Source organism: Stomatohabitans albus (genome assembly GCF_036336025.1).
GTDB lineage: Bacteria > Actinomycetota > Nitriliruptoria > Euzebyales > Euzebyaceae > Stomatohabitans > Stomatohabitans albus.
On the sequence record NZ_JAYKKE010000003.1, the window covers coordinates 150,579 to 171,407 of the forward strand.

General features: G+C 53.9%; 14 protein-coding genes and 1 tRNA gene. 6 read left to right on the forward strand and 9 right to left on the reverse strand.

The genetic code is table 11. From position 1 onward, the window contains the following. The first annotated feature begins 25 nt into the window (after positions 1-25). A complete protein-coding gene (locus VCU37_RS08400) occupies positions 26-1,813 on the forward strand; it encodes an ABC transporter ATP-binding protein (protein ID WP_336250199.1) in 1,788 nt (595 codons plus the stop codon). Further along, positions 1,810-3,618 (forward strand): ABC transporter ATP-binding protein, encoded by a 1,809-nt coding sequence (locus tag VCU37_RS08405; protein WP_336250200.1) that lies wholly within the window; start codon positions 1,810-1,812, stop codon positions 3,616-3,618. Before VCU37_RS08400 ends, VCU37_RS08405 begins: the two co-directional genes overlap by 4 nt. A gap of 20 nt (positions 3,619-3,638) precedes the next feature. On the opposite strand, the gene VCU37_RS08410 is transcribed toward VCU37_RS08405, so the two are convergent. The 3 genes from VCU37_RS08410 to VCU37_RS08420 all read right to left on the reverse strand — a co-directional run bounded on the left by VCU37_RS08410 (position 3,639) and on the right by VCU37_RS08420 (position 6,137). Then, positions 3,639-4,631 (reverse strand): alpha/beta hydrolase, encoded by a 993-nt coding sequence (locus VCU37_RS08410; protein WP_336250201.1) that lies wholly within the window; start codon positions 4,629-4,631, stop codon positions 3,639-3,641. A 169-nt stretch (positions 4,632-4,800) separates the two neighbouring features. Next, positions 4,801-5,241: a type II 3-dehydroquinate dehydratase gene (gene aroQ, locus VCU37_RS08415; protein WP_336250202.1), complete on the reverse strand. Its 441-nt coding sequence runs from the start codon at positions 5,239-5,241 to the stop codon at positions 4,801-4,803. Next, positions 5,238-6,137 (reverse strand): acyl-CoA thioesterase, encoded by a 900-nt coding sequence (locus VCU37_RS08420; RefSeq protein WP_336250203.1) that lies wholly within the window; start codon positions 6,135-6,137, stop codon positions 5,238-5,240. Before VCU37_RS08420 ends, aroQ begins: the two co-directional genes overlap by 4 nt. 59 nt (positions 6,138-6,196) lie before the next feature. Between VCU37_RS08420 and VCU37_RS08425 the strand changes: the two genes are divergently transcribed. Together VCU37_RS08425 and VCU37_RS08430 are read left to right on the forward strand one after the other, a co-directional pair. After that, complete coding sequence (locus VCU37_RS08425) at positions 6,197-6,859, forward strand: hypothetical protein (protein WP_336250204.1); 663 nt, start codon at positions 6,197-6,199, stop codon at positions 6,857-6,859. Between the two features lie 124 nt (positions 6,860-6,983). After that, a tRNA-Met gene (locus VCU37_RS08430) sits at positions 6,984-7,057 on the forward strand. Positions 7,058-7,105: 48 nt separating this feature from the next. Here the strand turns inward: VCU37_RS08430 and VCU37_RS08435 are convergent. The 4 genes from VCU37_RS08435 to VCU37_RS08450 all read right to left on the reverse strand — a co-directional run bounded on the left by VCU37_RS08435 (position 7,106) and on the right by VCU37_RS08450 (position 16,276). After that, the gene (locus tag VCU37_RS08435) at positions 7,106-11,380 is read right to left on the reverse strand and encodes an AAA domain-containing protein (RefSeq protein WP_336250205.1); all 4,275 of its coding nucleotides are present in this window, start codon (positions 11,378-11,380) and stop codon (positions 7,106-7,108) included. A gap of 118 nt (positions 11,381-11,498) precedes the next feature. Continuing rightward, entirely contained in the window at positions 11,499-14,483 is a 2,985-nt protein-coding gene (locus tag VCU37_RS08440) for a UPF0182 family membrane protein (protein WP_336250206.1), read from the reverse strand. Further along, positions 14,480-14,908, reverse strand: coding sequence for a DivIVA domain-containing protein (locus tag VCU37_RS08445; RefSeq protein ID WP_336250207.1), 429 nt, complete (start codon positions 14,906-14,908; stop codon positions 14,480-14,482). Before VCU37_RS08445 ends, VCU37_RS08440 begins: the two co-directional genes overlap by 4 nt. Before the next feature lie 90 nt (positions 14,909-14,998). After that, positions 14,999-16,276, reverse strand: a complete 1,278-nt coding sequence (locus VCU37_RS08450) for a zinc-dependent metalloprotease (protein ID WP_336250208.1) — start codon at positions 16,274-16,276, stop codon at positions 14,999-15,001. 69 nt (positions 16,277-16,345) lie between these two features. Here VCU37_RS08450 and mreB point away from each other — a divergent pair, with 69 nt between their 5' ends. After that, on the forward strand, positions 16,346-17,341 hold the full coding sequence (mreB, locus tag VCU37_RS08455; protein ID WP_336250209.1) for a rod shape-determining protein: 996 nt from the start codon (positions 16,346-16,348) through the stop codon (positions 17,339-17,341). Positions 17,342-17,550: 209 nt separating this feature from the next. Here the strand turns inward: mreB and VCU37_RS08460 are convergent, their stop codons facing one another. Next, positions 17,551-18,882, reverse strand: a complete 1,332-nt coding sequence (locus VCU37_RS08460; protein ID WP_336250210.1) for a sensor histidine kinase — start codon at positions 18,880-18,882, stop codon at positions 17,551-17,553. After that, positions 18,875-19,579 (reverse strand): response regulator transcription factor, encoded by a 705-nt coding sequence (locus VCU37_RS08465; RefSeq protein ID WP_336250211.1) that lies wholly within the window; start codon positions 19,577-19,579, stop codon positions 18,875-18,877. The genes VCU37_RS08460 and VCU37_RS08465 overlap by 8 nt, the downstream gene beginning before the upstream one ends. 221 nt (positions 19,580-19,800) lie before the next feature. On the opposite strand from VCU37_RS08465, the gene VCU37_RS08470 reads away from it, so the two are divergent. Then, positions 19,801-20,829 (forward strand): hypothetical protein (locus VCU37_RS08470; RefSeq protein WP_336250212.1); only part of this gene is annotated, 1,029 nt, incomplete at its 3' end.

A 20,829-nucleotide genomic window follows, 5' to 3' on the forward strand; every position in this document is an offset into this window, starting at 1 on the left:
TACGTGCGTATTGCATACTGGACCAATGAGTTTGCAGCCAGTCCCTATTACGGTCCGCGATTTCATCTGGCGAGGGTTAACGGTCTCACCTAAATATGCCGGCATCGCCATAGGTGGTTCGTTCTTGTGGGCCGTCATGACGGTACTTTGGGCTCGTCTCCTTGGACAAGTAACGGACACGATCATCATCCCCGCACTCCGTACCAACGCAGTGCCCACCCGGGACCTTATTCACGCAACACTCATCTTGTTAGGTGCGGGGTTGTTAAACGGGTTGGGGGTGTTATTGCGTCGATACGGGTCATATGTGTTTATTCTTAAAGGCCAGGCCTTTCATCGTTCTCGTGTTGCACTGCACTACTTGAAGTTACCCCTGGCCTGGCATCGCGCTCAACCCGCTGGTGATCTCATTAGCCGTGTCGCCAGTGACGGGGTAACCGCAACATCGGCCCTCCCTCCCATGGCGATGAGCATCGGCATGGCGGTGATGATTCTCACTACGTATCTCTATATGGCCACCATCGACTTGGCGATGTTGGCTGCCACGCTGATTATTGTCCCATTGTTGCTGGGGATCAATCGCGCCTTAAACCGTCGGATGCAACCCCATGCCAAAGCGGCTGCCGAAGCTGTGGGCACCCTAACTGGAGCGATTAACGAAAGTGCCGATGCCGCACTTGCAATCAAAGTGCTGGGTCGGCGTGAAGAGGAGTTAGCTCGTATTGAGCCACTCGCTGAATCAGTACGAGAGAAACGCATTGCAATGACTCGTATTTTTGCGCTCTACGATTTGGTCTTTCAAGGCATCCCGTATCTCGCTACCTTTGCCATTTTGGCATTAGGCATTGTCAGGATGCGTACAGGTTTAATCAGTGCGGGCGATGTGATCGCCGTGGCCTATTTACTTGGGATGATCACAACCCCCCTTCGTGTCTTGGGATTGTTCTTACAAGAACTCCCCCGCAGTTTGGCCGGTCTTGGCCGTATTGATGCGGTCATGGCGGTCACTGATCGCGCGGTAGGCGGGCACGAACACTCACCTCAGCCTCAAACCCAAGGGGCACGAATTGAAATCGACCATGTCACCTATCTCCACCCGCTTGCAGACGGTGGTGACCCCGCTTTAACACACGGGATACGCGATGTGTCACTCACGATTGAACCTGGTGAAACGATCGCCATTGTTGGCCAGACCGGAGCCGGAAAAAGTACCCTCGTGCATCTCCTTGCGGGTCTCCTTCCTGCCGACACGGGAGAAATACGTATAGACGGTACCCCGATTGAGCGTCTTGACCCTGCGGATCGTGCCGAAGCGATTGGCGCCGCATTCCAAGCCCCGTTTCTCTTTAATGACAGTTTGAAAGCAAACATCACCTTGGGTGAACCCGTTGCTGACGAACAATTGTGGCACACGATTGAGATTGCCCAGGTTCATCGCTTCGTTGCTGATGTTGGTATGGAAACGCATGTTGGCGAACGAGGTACGCAACTGAGCGGAGGTCAGCGCCAACGAATCGCCCTAGCACGCGCCTTATTGCGCGAACCACGCCTCCTGATTTTGGATGATGCCACCAGTGCCGTTGATGCGTCCGTGGAAGCCGCCATCTTGGCAGGGTTGCAAGACGCCAAGGCATCTGGCAAACACCCAACAACCGTTATTGTGGCGTACCGGTCCGGTTCGATTGCCTTGGCTGACCGGGTAGTCGTTATGGCCGATGGCCGTATCCGCGCGATTGGTACGCATGAGGAGTTGCTGGCGACAGACCCCAGTTATGAAGCATTATTGCGTGCGGTAGAGGTTGATGACTCATGAGTGCAGCACCAGTACACCGGCAAAGTGATGTGCAGTCGCCTTTTGAACCGGCGAGTGTACGCGCCGCCCTTAAGGGGGTAACAACCCATATGCCTGCCTTAACAAAGGGGCTATGGCTAACCATTTGTTTTGCGATGATCGGGACATCTGGCCGATTGGTTGTACCGCTCGTCATTCAACGGGTTGCTGGAGTGATCGCCACCGAACCGATTGATACCGATCGGGCACTGACCATATTGGGTGTCGGGGCACTGCTGAGTGCATTCGCATCAAGTGTTCAGGTACTTGCAATCCGCCGTCTTGGAGCTGGGGCCGAAACAGGCCTGGCCCAAGCTCGTTTACGCGCGGTTAATGCCATGCACCGGCTAAGTATCGAACAACAAACAATGGCCCCGAGAGGACAGTTGATTAGCCGATTGACGACCGACTTGGATGACATTTCAAGTTACCTCAGTTCAGGGCTTATTAACCTCGCGCTTTCGGTCTTGCAGATTATTGTGGTAGCGATTGTGATGGTGTGGTGGGCCTGGCCATTGGCACTGATCGTGGCCATTTGTACTGCTATCTTCGCGATTATTGGGGTGCGTGTTCAGCTACAAATTGCGCCTGCTTTCACCCAAGCTCGTGAAAAAGCAGGCACGATGCAGGCCGTATTGGCCGAAACGATAATGGGTGCAGAGGTCATTCAAACCTTTGATATTGCTGAACGAACCCAACAACGTGTGTTGACCGCAATTGATGAAACCCGTCGCGTAGAAACGCGTGGAGGATCGTTGTCGGCACTCTTTAGTGGCATCACACTGTGGTATCAAGCCATCGTTGTGGTTGCCACGATTGTGGCCAGTGTTGTCATGGTTGCCCACGGCCAGTTAGAACTCGGGGTGGCCTTGGCGTTCCCATTCCTTGTGAATATGTTCACCGACCCGATGAAGTGGTTTGGTGAGTCCATAACTGGGGCACAAATGACCTTAGCGAGCTGGCGTCGCGTCTGTGGCCTCTTGGACACGGTGCCAGCTATTGCCGACCCCGCCGAAACCGGAACCGTGCAGTCGATACCAAACGGTCCGGTAGCTATTGATCTAGAGCACGTTTCAATTACCTACACCAATGGCGATCACCCTGCCTTAACGGTGCCGTCCTTGCATATTCCTCCACGCGAACAAGTTGCGGTGGTTGGAGAAACCGGCAGTGGTAAAACAACGCTCTCAAAACTGGTCACTCGGCTCCTGCTACCAACGACAGGTGTTATCCGTATTGGCGGCATTGACCTTGCACATGTTGGGGAACGGGACTTACGTGAGAAAATACTGATGATTCCCCAAGATGACGTGCTCATGGCATCATCCCTACGCTCTAATTTGTGGTTAGCCAAGCCAGGTGCTGATGATGCAACCTTTATTCATGCGATGGATGATTTAGGGCTCTTGGGGTGGCTCCATGAGCTGCCCTTGGGGCTTGATACACCGTTAGGCGAACGCGGTGCCAATTTGAGCGCCGGTCAGCGTCAACTCATTGGACTGATTCGGGCGCATCTCGCCTCCCCACAAATCTTGGTGCTAGACGAAGCCACAAGTGCATTGGATCCGGCAACGGAGCGGCTTGTTCGCCATGCGATGCAAACACTTGTTGCAGATCGGACGACCATCACCATTGCCCACCGACTTAGTACGGCCGCTGAAGCGGACCGGATTCTTGTCATCGATGATGGCCACATTATTGAAGATGGTTCCCATCGTGAGCTGCTTGCACTTACCGGTGGCCGATATGCAACATTGTGGGCGGCTTGGGAACATGGCACCCAGTAGGCTACCCCGTGCACGTGCACTCACTCAGCCGACAGTAACGTGGCTGCCCGCGTCCGAGCGGCTTCTCCTTCTGGAATAGGAATGAGAGGGTAAGCGTGGTTCATCCGTTCGCCCACGATGATCGTATGAGGAATGTCTGCCTGCATGAGTTTATTTTTGAGCGGTTCTACATCGGCATAAAACATCTCGTGGGTACCCATGAATACAGTAATAGGCGCCATATGGCGAAAGTCTCCATATATCGGGCTGACTCGAGGGTCCTGGGTTTCACCATTGGGGCCTGCCCACGCCTGACCAGCCATTTGGAGATAGCCCCGCTCTAAGAACGGGTCGAGGGAATCGTAACGGTTCAAGGCAGGGTTGGTGATGGTGGCATCTACCCAGGGTGAAAATACGATGTACTGCTTTGGTTGGGCAAGACCGTTCTTGCGCAGGTTCTGGCCTAATGCGAGTGCCAACCCCCCACCAGCCGAGTCACCCATAATGGTTATCCGATCGGGATTACCAATATCAGTTAACGTTTGGGCATACGCCGCTATCACTTTCGGAAGTGCCGTTTCGACATGATGGCGTGGGGCAAGGGGATAGACGGGCAGCACAACCCTGGCATTGGCTTGAGTAGCAATGTTGTCCACCGCGCGAAGCGTCATATCAGACGCCTGGTGGACGTACCCGCCACCATGAATATAGAACAGAATTGGCTGGTTCGGATTGTCATTGGCATTCCAGCTCAGCACCTGCATACCATCCACGCGCGTTTCCGTTACCGTTTGCCCGATGGAGGTAATCGGAAGCGTCAGCTCATCGGGTTCTTGAAGGCGGGCAAGGTGCTCAACGCCCTCATGTGCCGCACGTGCCCCGTCAGCTTTATACCCCATAGCCCACATATATTGTTCAACAATCCAACTTCTCAAAGACCGCTGTTCAACGACGTTGATGATGACGGCCGCAAATCCAACAGCCACAAGGAGCACCGCAACGGTAATCACAATGACGTTGGTGAAAGATCGCATGTGTGCTCGCCAATCGTTGAGGGGTGATGGTCAGTTAACGGGTCATTGTCGACGGGTTTGTTCCGGGTGGTGGGTAGCTTCGGGAATACGTCCGCTGTGGTCAACCTTTCGAACGGTTAGTTCTGTAGCTAGCTGGCGCACTTATCCCTTCTGTACACGCGCTGCCTGATTAACGCCCATTAAGCAAATGGGCGGCGTGCAGCACCGCCAATCGGTATCCGTGTGCGCCAGCCCCACAGATCAAGGCATCTGCGATCATTGAAATGAAGGAGTGCGAACGAAAATCTTCTCGTTGATGAATGTGGCTGAGATGAACTTCAACAACCGGCCCTTCAAATAATTCCAATGCATCATGGATAGCAATTGACGTGTGGGTCCAGGCACCGGCGTTAATAACAATGGCATCAGCTGTCCTAGTTGCCTCATGAATCCCGTCGATGAAAACACCCTCGTGGTTTGTCTGCATAAATACGAGGTCATGGCCCTCTTCATGGGCAGTATCACGGCATAGTTGCTCCACATCATGCAGCGTTTCAGTACCGTAATAGTCCGGGTCGCGTTTCCCCAACATATTTAAATTGGGGCCATTAAATACCGCGATCGTGGTCATGGGTTAATCAAACGTCCTTTATGGTCGAGTCCGGTGGCCATCTGTCCAGTATCACCTTGAGGACGGATAAGCCCTTCTTGCGTAATGGTGGCCACAAGTTCACCGTCACGGGTATATACGTGACCTTGTGCGGTTCCACGTGCACCCGCAGCACGGCAAGAACGCATGTTATAGAGCAACCAGTCATCAAACTTGACTGGACGCTGGAACCAAATGGAGTGATTCAAACTGGCAAGTTGATAACGGGTCGTAGGTGTGGGCATGTGTGGAAGTACTGCCGGAATAAGGAGGGCCATATCGCTTGCAAAAGTCAAGAAGCAGGCATGGAGGCGCATATCCCCGTTGATAGGCTCAGCCGATTTAAACCACAGCTGTAGCGTATTTGCCTGAACGGCAGCTTGAACATCAAGCGGTTGTACAAGGTTAACTTTGATTGCTTCGCTTCCGGGAAACTGATCAGCAAGCCAGGGCACGCCACGCTTAACCATGTCAGGGAGCACATCGGCAACTTCATCAGGCCAGGGCACAACCGGACGGGTGATCTGGTGTTCCGGTCCGGGCTCCTGGATATGAAACCCCGTAATCATCATGAAGATTGGACGGTCCTCTTGATAGGCCGTTACCACACGATTACTAAATGCGCGTCCATCACGTACCCGATCCACTTCAAAGATAATGGGGATTGTGGGATCACCGTGATGAAAAAACGATGAGTGCAAACTGTGTACTTGACGGTCCTCATCAACGGTTCGCATCGCCGCCATCAACGATTGGGCTGCGACTTGGCCACCGAAAACCCGTTGAACGGTTGTCTCTGGGGCGTGAGCAGTAAATCTGTTCTCGCCAATTTCCTCTAGATTTAAGAGAGATAAAAGACGCTGTGTTGGTGTGCTCATATGGTTAATGATGCCTTGAGAACCGTCTGTAACCAAACCGACTAGGCAAAAAGGAAGTTATGGCCCAGTTAACGATTAATGATATCCGCGCGTTGTTACGCCCTAATATGCCCGACCTGCCTCAGATACTTGCCCAGTGGCCAGCAGGTGAAGGCCCCTTGGCCGATGTCCCTATTTTGCCGGCAGATTCAATTCAACCAACAACGTTTACCGAATTACAAGGCACCGTCCGTGTTGCTGGTGGGTGTGACGATGCACTCACCCTTGGCGGCTTGTTAGAAACTGAGCATCACGCCGTGGTGGCTGCGGCTATGGTGATTACACCCACCGATTTAGATCCTGATGAAGACGAACAAGCCGCAAATACGGCCTTAGCTGCGTATGGTTCACGCCAAACGGATGTACCTACCGAAGTGGTTGCATTGCTCGGCAGTTTAGAGGAAGGTGGCCCAGCCTTTGGTGTATTAATTGGGCGTCCGCTCTTTCTTGCTGACCCTGCCGGATTTGAGCCTGGCCCCAATGCGAGTGCCTCACTCATTCACGCAGTGAATGTGGCAAAGGAAGAGGCTCTACCTGTAATTGGCGACCTGGCCAATATGCCCTGGGAACCAATTAACCCGGAGTTCTACTTGACCTGGGCGCCGTTTTTTGCCGTGGTTCGTACCGCCTGCCTAGGGTTAGCCATTCGTAGCGCAAGCAACCAGGACGAGACGCCCAATTAATACCCCTTGACCGGGCTAAACCCAACCAACCGCAACGAACAGGGAACAGTACCCCTGTGAAGTACAACGGCCAGTTGCCCCAACAATAAATTGCAAAGCCCCCACCCCCAGCTACTCTTCTTCGTGCGAGGTGGAGCAGTTCGGTAGCTCGCCGGGCTCATAACCCGGAGGTCGTAGGTTCAAATCCTGCCCTCGCAACGAGCAACAAAAACCCGACCATGTGGTCGGGTTTTTGTCGTTGTCCTTCTAGCGTTTACGCGCATTTCTGATAGCCCGCTCAAACCGGCTTTGGATACGCTTTCCTTTACGGGTGTACCCCAAGTAGCCCATCATTTCGGCACTCACTTGATCATCAGTGATGGCCGGGTTAGTCGCCAGAATCCAAGCGGCGAGTGCAGCTAAATCATCCGCGCTATGCCGTTCAATCTTCAAACCCTTAGGCAAATTCGGGCGCCCGTCATCAGTATCTGGTTGCAAACTAATGACGGCTGGGGTGGACACCGGTGTCTTTGGAGCCCGTTGCGTGCTTGTACCAGCTTGAGGAGTCGCTACCGAAGGCTGTGCTAGTGACTCAGACGCTTGGGCGTCAGGTGCCATCTCATTGAGCGGCGCCATTGGCATGATCGTTGTCGGTGATGGTTCACTCGTTGGGTCTTCCCCAGGAATCTCATCAACAACGGCTCGGTGAATTGGCTCGTCAACATGATCGGTTTCTTGTGCCATAGCGGCTTGACGCATACGCTGCTGAGCGGTAGCTAATTCACGGGCCTCAGCTTCTTGCCGTTCACGCTTATCGGTAATGGACTGGCTCAGCGCCTCGCGCCGTTCTTGAGCCTCTCGGTCGCGTTGATCGGTAATCTTCACCGCAGCTTCCCAAGCAATACGCACCTGGTCAATAGCGGAGGTTGGATTGGTAAACCATTCGTGAATCCACATGCGGTGTACAGCCCACCCACGGTTACCAAGCCCGTCGGGATGGATCCGTTCACGGTCGCGCACCGTGGGTAAATCACGATAAAGCACACCATCTACCCCAATAGCAAGCACAATACGTTCACGTTGAACCGGATGACAGATTGCTAGGCGAACACCCATCGGTGGCTGTCCGACACCTGTGGCCACGGGCATACCGGCTTCTTCAAGCCCCTCAGCAATCGCGTCAAAGAGGGGGCGGTTAAAGTCATCAAGGTACTGGTCATACGCTGCCTGATCGCCCTCAAGCAACGTGCTCATCAGTTGTGCTCCAGGGTCTTGATAGGCCTTTAATTCAGCCAGTTCATTATCGTTCAAATCCGTCATCAGGTGCAGTTCCAACCGTGCCCGCGTTGCGGCTACCACGCCACGGCGTAACCCCAAATCACCTACGTAGGCATCAAACTCTGTTCGAGGCAGCATCATGATCATTACATCACGCTCTTCGCCTTGTACCGCATCCACCGGTTTAACAAAGACAGGCTCATCATCACCATGCGTAAAGAAAGGCGCAGCCGGTGTTCCTTCAGATGTTGTGAGCCGTTGGGCCAATGTTTCACTAACTGCCACCGTCGTATCCATCGACGGACAGACAACACCTAGGCTGCGTTCCGGATAGCGAATGGCATGGCGAATCATCGTGTCAACAACCGCATCAATCAAGTGTTCTTCACCCGTGGTAACAACAATGGGTGAGGTTGCCATTGTGCCTGGGAACCCATAGAACCCCTCGGGATACACCTGCTCAGCAACAACATTAATCAGGCGTGCATCGTAGGCACGGTGCGACCAATCGAGATTCACGACTGGTAAGAATGCACTGGCAATATCCATCAAATTGTCACGGCTGCGATCATCGGTGACCTCAGACGGTTGATCTGTGGTCCATCGCCTCGCAACCGGCGGTAACTGACGCTGATCACCAACCACAATGAGGCGGCGTGCCCGAGCCAGCGCACCAACCGCACGCTCTGGCTTCATCAGACTGGCCTCATCAACGATCACGACGTCGAAAACCGCGTCAGTGGGTAGTACCTCTGCCACATCGTCTGGCCCCATCACCCAGATAGGCCGCAATGTCGGCAATACGTTGGGAGCCTGACGCCATAGTCGTTGAATCCGACGCCGATCCCGCCACACTCGCTGGTCATCTTGAGCGTCAAGACTTTGACGAATCGCCTCCACTTCATCACGTTTAAATTGCAGCACCTGGTAGCCGCGTTCGCGCATCACATCTAACGTGTGATTGCGATTGACCTGTAAATGAGCTCGGTCTGCCTGCTGCCAGGCCTCTAAACGTGCATTGGCGTCTCGTCCATCAAAGGACCGTAAGGTTTGGTCCTCCGTCGTAATGACATGAATAAGCGCACGGAGCCATTCAGCATCAAATGCTTGTTGTACGAGTTCGGCGGGTAAATCGCCTAGGCGTACCGCATCCACAATCGGATACACGTGTGCTGCGCGAATCTGGTCATCCAATCCCGCAAGCTCTGGTAACAGGGCAATGACCTCTTCGCTGTCAGCCATCTTGGAAATAACGGCACTCACCTCATCGTGCGTCATCTCACACAAATCCATGTCGCTCAAGAGGGTGGATAGCCAGGCCAAGGCATCATGAAGGTTCTGATGTACCTCTTTAGCTTCGCTAAATCCGTCCAGCCCTTCAGGGACCCGGGTATGGGCTAGGGACCGCCATTGAGCCTGCTGTTCAAGCGCCGTTGTTGTCACCGATTCGATGGTCATCCCAGGGTGCGCGGATTCATCGAACATCGCTTTAAGTCGGCGTAAGGTGTCGCGGTATTCACGGTCAAAGACCCGCAACGCTTTGTCTTTGCGACTGGTGTATACCGTAAACAACTCATCGAGTTCACCACTGAATGCATCCTCACCTAACAAGGCCTGGGTTTCTTGCATTCCCTCGATGAGTTCAAGTATTTCAGCCCAGCGAGCAATGGTGGGGATTCGTGTCAGGGTGTTCGCTGCGGCAAGGTTTCGCCTAAAGATGATCGCCGCTGGCAACCATTCATCCTTAATCTGACTAACCGTCTCTAAGATTTCTTGGACGGTACCGTCATCGCTGATTCGGTCAGCCGTCCATGGAACACCTGCGGCATCAACTTTCTGTCGCAAACTTGACCACGAACGCAAATCACCCCTTGTTCGGGCACGACCCTCTGCGTCCAAGTTTTCAAGCGCCGTTCGGCTCATCGTCCAGCCCGGCACGGTTGGTGTATCGCCCAGGCGTAGGTATTCATGACGAGCTTCAAAATAACTCACCCCCCACGGTTCTCGCGGGGTGTGCATAACGTCAACCCAAGCAGCTAAATCTCGACGCAACGAGTCCCAAATAGTCTGATCCCCAATCGATGTTGGGGTCGCAATCGGGGCAGACCCATCTAAGTCAGCAATCTGGTGGGTAAGTTCACCAAGGACTGTATGGACCTCTCGAACGGCCCGCACATCGGCAACCAGTTCCCCAAGCCCGATCGTGTCGAGCCGTGCAACCAAATTATCTAACGCCACCGCCTTCGGGCTTGTAATCAACACGCGCTGTCCACGGGCAGCCATAGCGGCGGCCATATTGGCGATAGTCTGACTCTTGCCGGTCCCAGGTGGCCCTTGCACAACAAGGGAAGAACCCGCTAAGGCCATATTGATCGCTTGGTGCTGACTACTATCGGCATCAAGCACAAGCAAATCTTCGTCATAATCCAGCCGGTCAGGCAAGTCACGCGGCATGGAGACACGCACTGCCTTCACAACTTCTTCTTGGGCTTCGGACGATCCCGCGACTGCCGCAACAAGCGGCAATTTTGGCAAGCGCCCCATCAACCGTTCTAGCTCAACAAGTGGGGCAAGCGGAGACGGTACCAGTAGGTCAATGACCTCGCGCTCTTCCACCCGCCAGTCACTACCGACTCTGGCGGTTAGTACTCGAACACCAGCATCAAAGCCTGAGGTCGTGAAGGCTGACAAGATGTCTTGAGGGTCCGGTTCAGCGCCACGGTCACGCGCAAGGCGGAAGAGAAGTTCGCGGTTAATATCCCAAGGTCCAGTCGCCTCAACCATCCAATCACGCACAGGGGATCCCACTGGATCAAGACGAACTGGCTGCACAAAGATAGGCGCAACTACCTTTGAATGGTCATCACCCTCGCCTATTGTGATATGCATGAGGCCATGAATATGTTGCAGTGTCCATTGGCCGTGTTCGTCAGCAGCTAAGGATGCACGTTGGTGAAGTTCACGTACCTTGCGGTTTAAGGCATTGACGTGAGACTTAACCACAACAGGGGCAAAGAGGCGACTGATAACAGGAATCGCGTTGCCGACGGCCAATTCGTTACGGCCCAAGGTCGTTGCGTCCTGAAGATCAACCGTCCAAGGTTGGTCGTGAAAATATAAGCGCCGATTCCCCGGCGTATCACCAATCAATGCTTCACGCCAGGCACGTGCACGCTCCAACGTGGCATTAATGCGGCCACTCGAAGGTGTTTTAGGGGAAAAGAGCGACGAAACAGTCATAAACTCACCAGCGCTAGACGACATGCAGTAGCTAACTGAGTGTAAATAACAGCGGCCTGACCATTCGGGAGGCCAGGCCGTTTCTCTGTAAAGGTTCGTTGTAAATCCCTGCCCATATTGGCTACATGGGCAGGGCTGTCCGTTACGACCCGGAGGGTTCAGGTTGAGGAGTCGGCTGGGTCCCCTCTGGGCCAGGTGCGGGTGTCGCAGGTGCAGCTTGGGTTGGCGGTTTTGCGCCCGTAAGCTCACCCAAACGACGCAACGCCTCATTGGCTCGGGTATTCCCCTCTTGGTAACCGGCAAGGTCACCAGACTTTAACGCTTCATCAGCTTTAATTGAGGCGTCAATCGCTTGGCCAAGGAGCTCGAGCTGATCTGACGAGAGCGGAGTCTCACCTGCTGGTCGCGGTGCATTACTGGGCAAATCCTCGTCCTGCTGACTCTCGGGCGTATCAATAATGTCCGGCAAATCACCAAAGATCGTCTTCAACGCCGTATCCAGCCGGTCCTCCATGACAACACGGTCGCCGTAGACAAGGACCACCCGACGAAGCTCTGGAATCTCCGAGCGATTAGATTTCAAGAACAATGGCATCGCATAGAGCAAACTCTCCTCAACAGGAACCACAATCAGGTTGCCGTAAATAATCTGACTTTGGGTGTCATTTAACAAGGTGATGAGCTGGCTGACCTCAGAGTCTTGGTTAATACGAGCAAAGACCTGTGACGGCCCAAACACGGTCGACGTTGGCGGCATCGTCAAAACTCGTAACTTACCGAGCGACTCAAAGGATCCGCTGGCCGCCATATAGGAAGCAAGCACATCACGGTCATGGGGGTTAAATGGCTGAATAAGGCTGAAGTTTTCCTCTTTTTCTCCCGGTAACCGAATAAGCTGATAGGACGGCGGGAAGGGACGATCACTCCCCTGTTCATTCTTGTTATTTGCCCCAAAGGCCTGGTCTTTGGGAAGCTGCCACCGGTCTGAGGCGTTATAAAACGCATCGGTGTCTTGAATGTGATAGCGCGTCAGCATATGGCTCTGCGCACGGAACATCCCTTCAGGATGACGGAACTGACCCTTCAATGCATCACTGGCCTGATCAACGGGCGTGAACATTCCAGGGAATGCTTTATCCCAAGTGTCAGCGAGCGGGTCCTTATCATTCATCCGATAGAGGGTGACCGTACCGTCGTAAGCATCAACGACTGCCTTAACGCTGTTACGAACATAGTTGCCTCGCCCGTGGAGATACTCCACATCGCTAATGCGTTCTGTGGTTGTGGCCTGTCCGCGTTCGTCCACGACAGGTACCGCAACTTTCTCACGACTCCTGGTGACGGTGGTTAAATCAATCCGTTCACTGTACGGAATGAGGTCAGTCACCGTGTAGGCGTCAACAATCCACATCACTCGACCATCAACAACAGCCGGATACGGGTCCCCGTCAGTTTGTAAGAATGGAGCTGCTTGTTGCACCCGCGAGCGAATGTCACGGTTGTACATGATTTTTGAATCACTATCAATCAAGTTTGATAACAAAATATTTGGTTCACCAAAACGCAACGCAAACGCGATACGGCGCAGGAGTGACCCGACAAGTACCCCACCAGCCCCGTCGTAACGGTTGTGTTCTTGGGCTGCATCAGTTTCAAAGTCAAACTCATCGCCGGTCGTACCCACAATGGAGTACTCAGGGCTGCGTTCACCGTAGTAGATGCGTGGCTGGGATAACTCAAATGCGGGCACCCCACGGTTGGGAATATCGCGGGATAGAAACTCCGGCTGCCCATCACTGGCCGCCGTGCTCACGGTAGATGCAACCAAACCGTACCCGTGGGTATATAAGGTGGTCAGGTTCTGCCATGTTGGTTCATTAAGGGCAGAGGTTTCAATTTCACGCACCGACAACGTCACCTGCTGCATGGACCCATCAATCAGATAGCGGCCCACATCAACCCCACGGAAATCGTAGTAGGGGCGAAGTTCTTGAAGCTGCTTATAGGTATTGCGTAACGTTGCGGGATCCCATAATCGGATTGAGTTCAATGTGGTCGCATTGTCATTGACCTGAGCGGCGGTCAAATCATGTTTGGCACCAAACTGCTCATAGGTCACATGCTCATCATCGATCTGGTAGGCCCATCTCGTCATCTCAAGGTTGCGTTTGATGTACTCACGTTCACGGGGCAACTCTTGCGGGTCAACGGTAAATCGCTGGATTGCCTCGGGGTACACCCCGCCAAGTAACACCGTTCCGACAACGAGAACACCCATCGCGCTGATGGGCAAAATCCAACCACCACGGGCTGCTGAATAAAACAAGGCAACTACGACCAGGGCACAGACAACTGCCAACATCGTGTACGCCCGGAGTTCGGCATGTACGTCGGTATAACTCAGCCCGGTTACTGATCCTCGCGGCGAATAGGACAGGTCATAGCGCATCACCCAGAAGTGGACACCCTGAACGGCAACAAGGATGGCGAGCAAGATCGACAGGTGCGCATTCGCATTGCGGGTGATGGATCGCTCCCCTTGAACCGGGCGGATACCACCAAAGACGAAATAGGTGAACGCCGTTCCAATAATGGCAACAAACAGCACCGAAAAGAGCAGGCTGAGGAGCGCATGGACCAGTGGCAAGGTGTACACAAACCAACCCACATCAAGCCCGAACTCCGGGTCGGGGCGGTTGAAGGGCACACCGTTCTTAAATTGAATGTAGGTAGACCAATACGGCTGAGCACCGATGGCAGAAATAATCGCAAAAATGGCGCAGGCAGCCGGAACAACCCACTTCCAGGCAGATTCAATAATGGTTATCAGGCGCCCCAGCTCAAAACTCTGTACCGGAGCCTGCCCTATATCTGGCGAAAACCGTTTTGCGGCAAACACATTGACGGCTACAACAACAAAGGCGACCAAGGCAGCGATCAGCCCTATTTCTACGCGGGCACGAATGATGCCCCAAAACACATTCGAGAACTTAATCTCGTCAAACCACAACCAATCTGTCCAAAAGGTTGCCATTGCAGGCACCATGATGGCCAACACGGTGACGGCAAGAATGACTAGTGAAAATATCCCCGAACGTCCGCGTTTCGTTGCAGCCGTTTCACTCATGTTTGTTCCTCAGTCGCTTCCAAAATACGGCGCAAGTTTGCCGCCAAGTCGGCTCGCTGTGAACGCAGTGAGTCTATTTGGCGTTTAAGTTGCGCAATCTGGTCGGTCAACGAATTGATCTCTGCCTGTGCCTTTTGTGTCGCTTCGGTACGAGCCTGGGCGATAAGACGTTCCCGCACCACTTCAGCACTTTGGGCAGCCGCATCTAAAATCCGCTGCGTTTCTTCTCCTACCCAGGCAAAGTGCCCACTAGGTACCCGTTCCCCATCGGTAGCGGGCGCAAGCACACTTTGGGTGCTGGAATCGCCGACACTCTGGGTTTCGAGGTATTGCGCAATCTCTGTCAAATAGGCGCGCACTTCATTACGGTCATACCCACGAACAGCTACTTGAAACTCGTGATTTTGAATATCAGAAGGTTGCATAATATCTGCCTTTCGGCGGTTTTTTAGATGGCTAGGTCATCGGAGTCTAAACCTCGATCACACAAAAGTGTGGCCTTTACGACCATTGGCCTACAGGTTGTCCAAGCCGCTCAAATCCTCCGGTACCTCAAAATCGACCTCTGGTAATTCAGCCTCGGTCCCCATCGCCGCATCCTCACCGGCAACACGAAGCAACCAGCGACGGGGGTTCATGACCTCACCGCGTGAAGGCAAGTGTTCGGCATCTGACCACACCCGATCGAGTCCTGCGGCGCCACGGGCACGTTCGACGGCATCACAAAACGCAGATCCTTGACTCAAATCCTCCGGGTGTAAGTCAAGCCCTAACAGATTGACCATGATGCGTTCACCCGCACCAGGTTCATTGGCTCGTTCGGCAAAGACATCGAGAATCACATCTAGGTTTGGTAACCGGCCAGTCCCTGCTCGACGAATGAGGACATCGGTGTAGCCATTAATAAGGGTCACGAGGGTTTGGAGTCGCTCTTGCACGGCCTCTTGTTCTGGTGAACGTTGGTCATGCACCGCACCGGCCTGTTCAGACATACGCCGCATGGCCTCAGGGTCGTTGAACAATTCGGGGTTCATGGCGGAAATATCCCCGAATCCAGCCATCAGTGCTTCGATATTGAATTGCGCTGCATTGCCATAGGCGTGCAGCTCGCTCGTCAAATGATCAAGCAGCCAAGGCACACCCGTATAGAGCCGTCGGTGCGCACATTCACGCAACGCCACCACAAATTCAACCTCTCTGGGGTCAAGTCCATTGGTTTGGGCAATCTCAGTGGCCACTCCACCAATAATGGCGACCGTATCAACGGCCATCGTTGGCATTGAAAGATCCCAAGCCCCCACAAGTTGGGTTGCAAGACGCCCGGCAATCTGGCCAACCTGGATACCAGTAGCCATTGCCGTAATTGGAGTGACATGTGAGCCCATGTCTCCCAAGGAGATCCCTAACCCACCTTCTTGTGCCAGGCCACGAGTGAGTGCTTCGTGCATTCCATGAGCAACCGGCTCCACATAGCGGGCAATACCCATTGGGCCGGTCGCTAAATCAATCCATTCGTGTGGGCTTAATGCTTTTGCCGGACCCGACACACTGGGGAGATTGGTATGGGGTGCCAACCACGTGTCGGCAGTGAGCACCGCATCGTTCCAGGCTGCTTGGGCACTGGTGTCACCCAGAATTGGGCGGGGTTCACCCGCAATATTGAACGCAGTTTCTTTAGCTAGTGGCCAATTCACTGGACCTTCACGCCAGCTCAACAATTCTTGGAGCCGTGCCAAGTCAAACCCAAAGCCGTCGCCGAGGCCGCCAAAATCCATACCTTCAAAACCAGACATAGTTCAACTCTGCCACGGGCCAGGTCACCTATGGTCAAAACTTCATCTTGGGTACGTAGACTATGGCCTATGAGCATCGAATTGGCCATTGATTTGGGCACCCACTCGACCTTGGTCTGGCAGCGTGGACGCGGGTTAGTGATGAACGAACCAAGCGTGGTTGCCGTCAATCAGCGCGGCGGCAAAGTCGTGGCCGTAGGGAATGACGCGATTAAAGAAGTCCGCCAAAAACCTATCCAGCTTGCGTTGGAGCGCCCATTGCGCGGTGGGACAGTCACTGACTATCAACTGACCTATGACATGATGAGTGCCTTGTATGCACGGTTTGGGGTTACACGGTTGAGTCGTGCGACCGTCATTGTGAGTATCCCGAGTCAGGCTACAGATGTGGAGCGCTCAGCGTTGCGAGATGCCGCAACCCGGCGTGGTTCACCCACCGTTCATTTCATGGAGGAGCCACTTGCCGCTGCGATTGGCGCCAAACTTCCTGTGCAAGATCCTGTTGGCTCCATGGTTGTGGATATCGGCGGAGGCAATACCGAAGCCAGCGTGGTGTCCATGGGTGGGTTGGTGTTAACCGCAAGTGACCGAATCGGTGGCCTTGATCTAGATGAGGCGGTCCAGAGTTGGTTGCGTGACCATGTCGGCATCGGTGTTGGTGACCGAACCGCTGAACAAGTGAAGCATGCGTTAGGCCGGGCATGGCCGACAGGCACCGTTGGTAAAGCACGGGTTCGTGGCCGTGACTTAAATACCGGAGAAACGGCTGAAGTGGTGGTTTCCAGCGAAGATATGCGTATGGCGCTTGACCCTGGTGTCACCCAAATTGTGCGTACCGTTGTTGCCGCCTTGGGAGATAGCCCCCCCGAACTGGCCCAGGACATCATGAGTCAAGGGATTGTCTTGACCGGTGGCGGTGCGATGTTGACTGGTTTGGATGAACGGATAACCGCAGAAACACAAGTACGGGTTCGCCAGGCAGAAGACCCAACCCGATGCGTTATTCACGGAATGGGTGCAGCGCTCGAGAGCGGTGTGCGCTGGTCTGGGATTTTTGAGGAATAATTATTTCCTTAATTTTGCTGAAAACCTTGGTATATAAGGCTTCCGACCAATCTCAGGTTCAAGTTGAGCGTTAATGTTGGGCTTTTCAGTTGGCGCGACCGTAAAAAAACGATTACCGTATCAGCCGCAGTCGGTTGGTGGACGTTATCATCCTCGGGGAAGGGATGATAAAACCCCAACCGATTGTGTATTTTGCTGTGTTTCCAAGGCTATTCGCCAGATTTAGGAACCATAAGTCGCCATTTAGAGGGGCTATGGTGTGCTTGGGCAGCCCGCGCCAAGAGCGCGTCATCCGAAGACATTGACGGTACGAGAATGCACGCCGTTGGACCATCACCGAGCCGTAATCGGCCACCCTCAGCTTGCACAAGGCTTCTCGCTAGGCGCAGTCCTCGACCCAGTGTGAACCCTTCTTTAAAGCCATCACCTTCGTCGGTCACCGTCAGGCGCGTCCAACTGGCATCCAAATTGGATTTCATATCATCCACCTCAATGACAATGCCCCCCTTGCCATGTTCAAGGGCATTATCAACAAGCACCTGAAGGGCTTGATTAATTGCGGCTGGCCGCGCTCGAATCATCGGGTGGTCTTGGATCAACACTTCAATCGTGCGTCCCTGAGCTTCAGCCAATGTCCGCCACCCCGGCATACGATCTTCAATCAACTCACGGAGATCAATGAGCTGATCGCCTTGTGGCATATCTGCAAGGGCAAGGGTTTCTTGGATTGTGGCATCTAGCCGGTCAACCTCTTTGAGGGCCGCTTCAACCAGCGTTGCATCGGCGTCGGTGAACTCCAACGCTTCAAGATTGAGACGCAATGCGGTTAACGGTGTTTTGAGCTGATGACTTGCATCGGCGTTGAACTGGCGTTGGCGCTCCAACGTCGTACTTAACCGTTCAGCGGTGGTATTTAGTGCCGCGGCCAAGGTGTCAATCTCGGGAGCACCTGTTGGTTCCGCACGGGCAGTAAAGTTACCCTCCCCCAATTGGATGGCAGTGTCCTCAAGGGAGTAGAGCGGCTTGGTAATACGGCGTGCGACGAGAATGCCCGTGACACCAGCAGCAAGAATTGCCAAACTGGCCAGCCCCAGCACCATAAATATATTGGTGGCAAGTTGTTGCCGTAACAAATGGTCCGAGCGCAGGACACGGAGCTTTTGGTCACTGCCACGTAGCGGTACCGTCACCCCGATGACGCCGTTTGCTCGGAATCGTCCTACCTTGCCCTGAGATGCGGTGTGCACATCGTCAAGTGGCAGCGTTTTATTGGCTAAATGGTCAGCACCCGCAGCAATCACCAGATGGTCACCGGCAAAGAGCTGGTAGCGCATAATCTCATCGTTTTGAATGATATTGAGCGTGTTACTCAGATACTTCGGGTCATTAAGCAGTACCTGTACTCGCTCGGCGTAGTACTGCATAATGCCGTATTCCTGACGTTCGAGCGTCTGACGAATATTGATCAGGAGCGGTGTCGCAAGGAGCAAAATACTGATCGCCGCGGTGGCCACGCAGGCGATCAGCACACTTCTACGCATCTGGTTCTCGTTCGAAACGCAGCCCTACGCCTCGAACCGTTGAAATGTATTGGGGTTGATTAGCGTCATCACCTAATTTGCGACGTAACCAAGACACATGCATATCCACCGTTTTGGTCGATCCAAACCAGTTCGTATCCCACACCTCACGCATAATTTGTTCGCGGGTAACGACGGTGCCGGCTTCTCGAACCAACATGGCCAGCAAATCAAACTCTTTAGGTGTCAGCTCAAGTTCTTCAGTCCCCTTGTACGCCCGCCGAGCAGCCACGTCTATACGCACATCTTGGGCAACCACTTCACTTGCTTCGACCACATCACCAGAGCCTGCACGACGAATTAATGCACGCAGGCGCGCAAGGAGCTCAGCAAGCCGGAATGGCTTGGTGACATAGTCGTCGGCACCTGCGTCTAGACCAACCACAATGTCTGCTTCACTTGTTCGGGCGGTCAACATGAGCACGGGCGTTCCGGGGTACGCTTCATTAAAGGAACGACACACATCAACGCCATCCATATCGGGCAGACCAAGGTCGAGCACGAGGGCGAGTACATCGGGACCGGCCTTATCAAGGGCGTCACGTCCGGTGGAAACCCGTTCGACGTTATGCCCCGCACCGCGAAGTGCTGCGCTTAACGGTGCCGCAATCCCGTCATCATCTTCGACAAGCAAAATACGACCGTTCTTTTCATCCATGGTGAGCTCCTTTAGAATCATGGCTCTGATGTAGTAAGCCACAGAATACGCTAGAGCACCTGGACGAAAGGGCTGACACAAACACCATTTCTTTAGGAACTCACGACTTTTTACCAACTATTTTTTGCATAAAGCAGGCCATTGGTTGCTTAGCATCGTGACCTGTACGGTTTACCGACCCCGCTGTGGGGATTGGCTCGAAAGACACTAGGGATGATGACATGACAGATCCGATGCACGACGATGACGCAATCCCGTCAGATCGCCAGGGAACACAAGGCAATTACAAAGCTCCAGAACCTGATCAAACATGGGCGCCCAAAGATGGGCCCGATAAATCAGTTGCTGACGACTCCCGATCAGGCGGTGTAGTTGGTGATGTCAAGGCAACCATTGAAGGTAAAGCTAGCGATTTCTTTGATGGTGTATCCGAACAAGGTAAACATCTCGCCGAGAAAGCTGGCATCGCTTCTGAGCGTATTGATCAGGTTGCTCAGGACGCCCAGGCAAAGGTAAGTGAGGCCTTTGAAGGGCTTGGGCACAAGGCCGAGCAACTGGCTAGCTCAGCAGAACAAAAAGCCAAGGATACGGCCGCTGGAGCCCATGAGGCCATTCAAGGCTTTGCGAGTAAGGTTTCTGAACAAGGTCAAGACCTGGCTGGCAAGGTTGGACTCCCCACCGATCAGATTGGGAATGCGGTACAGACAGCGCAAGACCGAGGGGGATCCGTTATCGGGGATATTGCACAAAAAGCCCTTGGTGCAGTCGGCCTCGCTGGTGCGGCGGGGGCGGTGGGAGCCGCAATGACATCCGATACGCCCGAGCAAACAGGTGAACCTGCAGCCTCAGGCGGACAAGGCAGCTCTGCCTCTCCCAACCCCGCATCAGCCAACCGAACGAGCAATGAAGCACAAGCTATTGCTGGAGGGTCAGCCATCGGTGATCCCACTGGGGAACACATCTTGGCGGAGAACCATTACATCAACCCACCCGAAGCCACCGACGAACTCAAAGCCGCCCAACGCGCCGACGCCGAACACACCGAAGCCGAAACCGTCATGCAACAAGGCGCATCAAGCTCCGCCAAAGCCATCGCAGGCGGCTCAGCCATCGGCGACCCCACCGGCCGAAAAACCCTCGCCACCAACCACTACATCAACCCACCCGAAGCCACCGACGAACTCAAAGCCGCCCAACGCGCCGACGCCGAACACACCGAAGCCGAAACCGTCATGCAACAAGGCGCATCA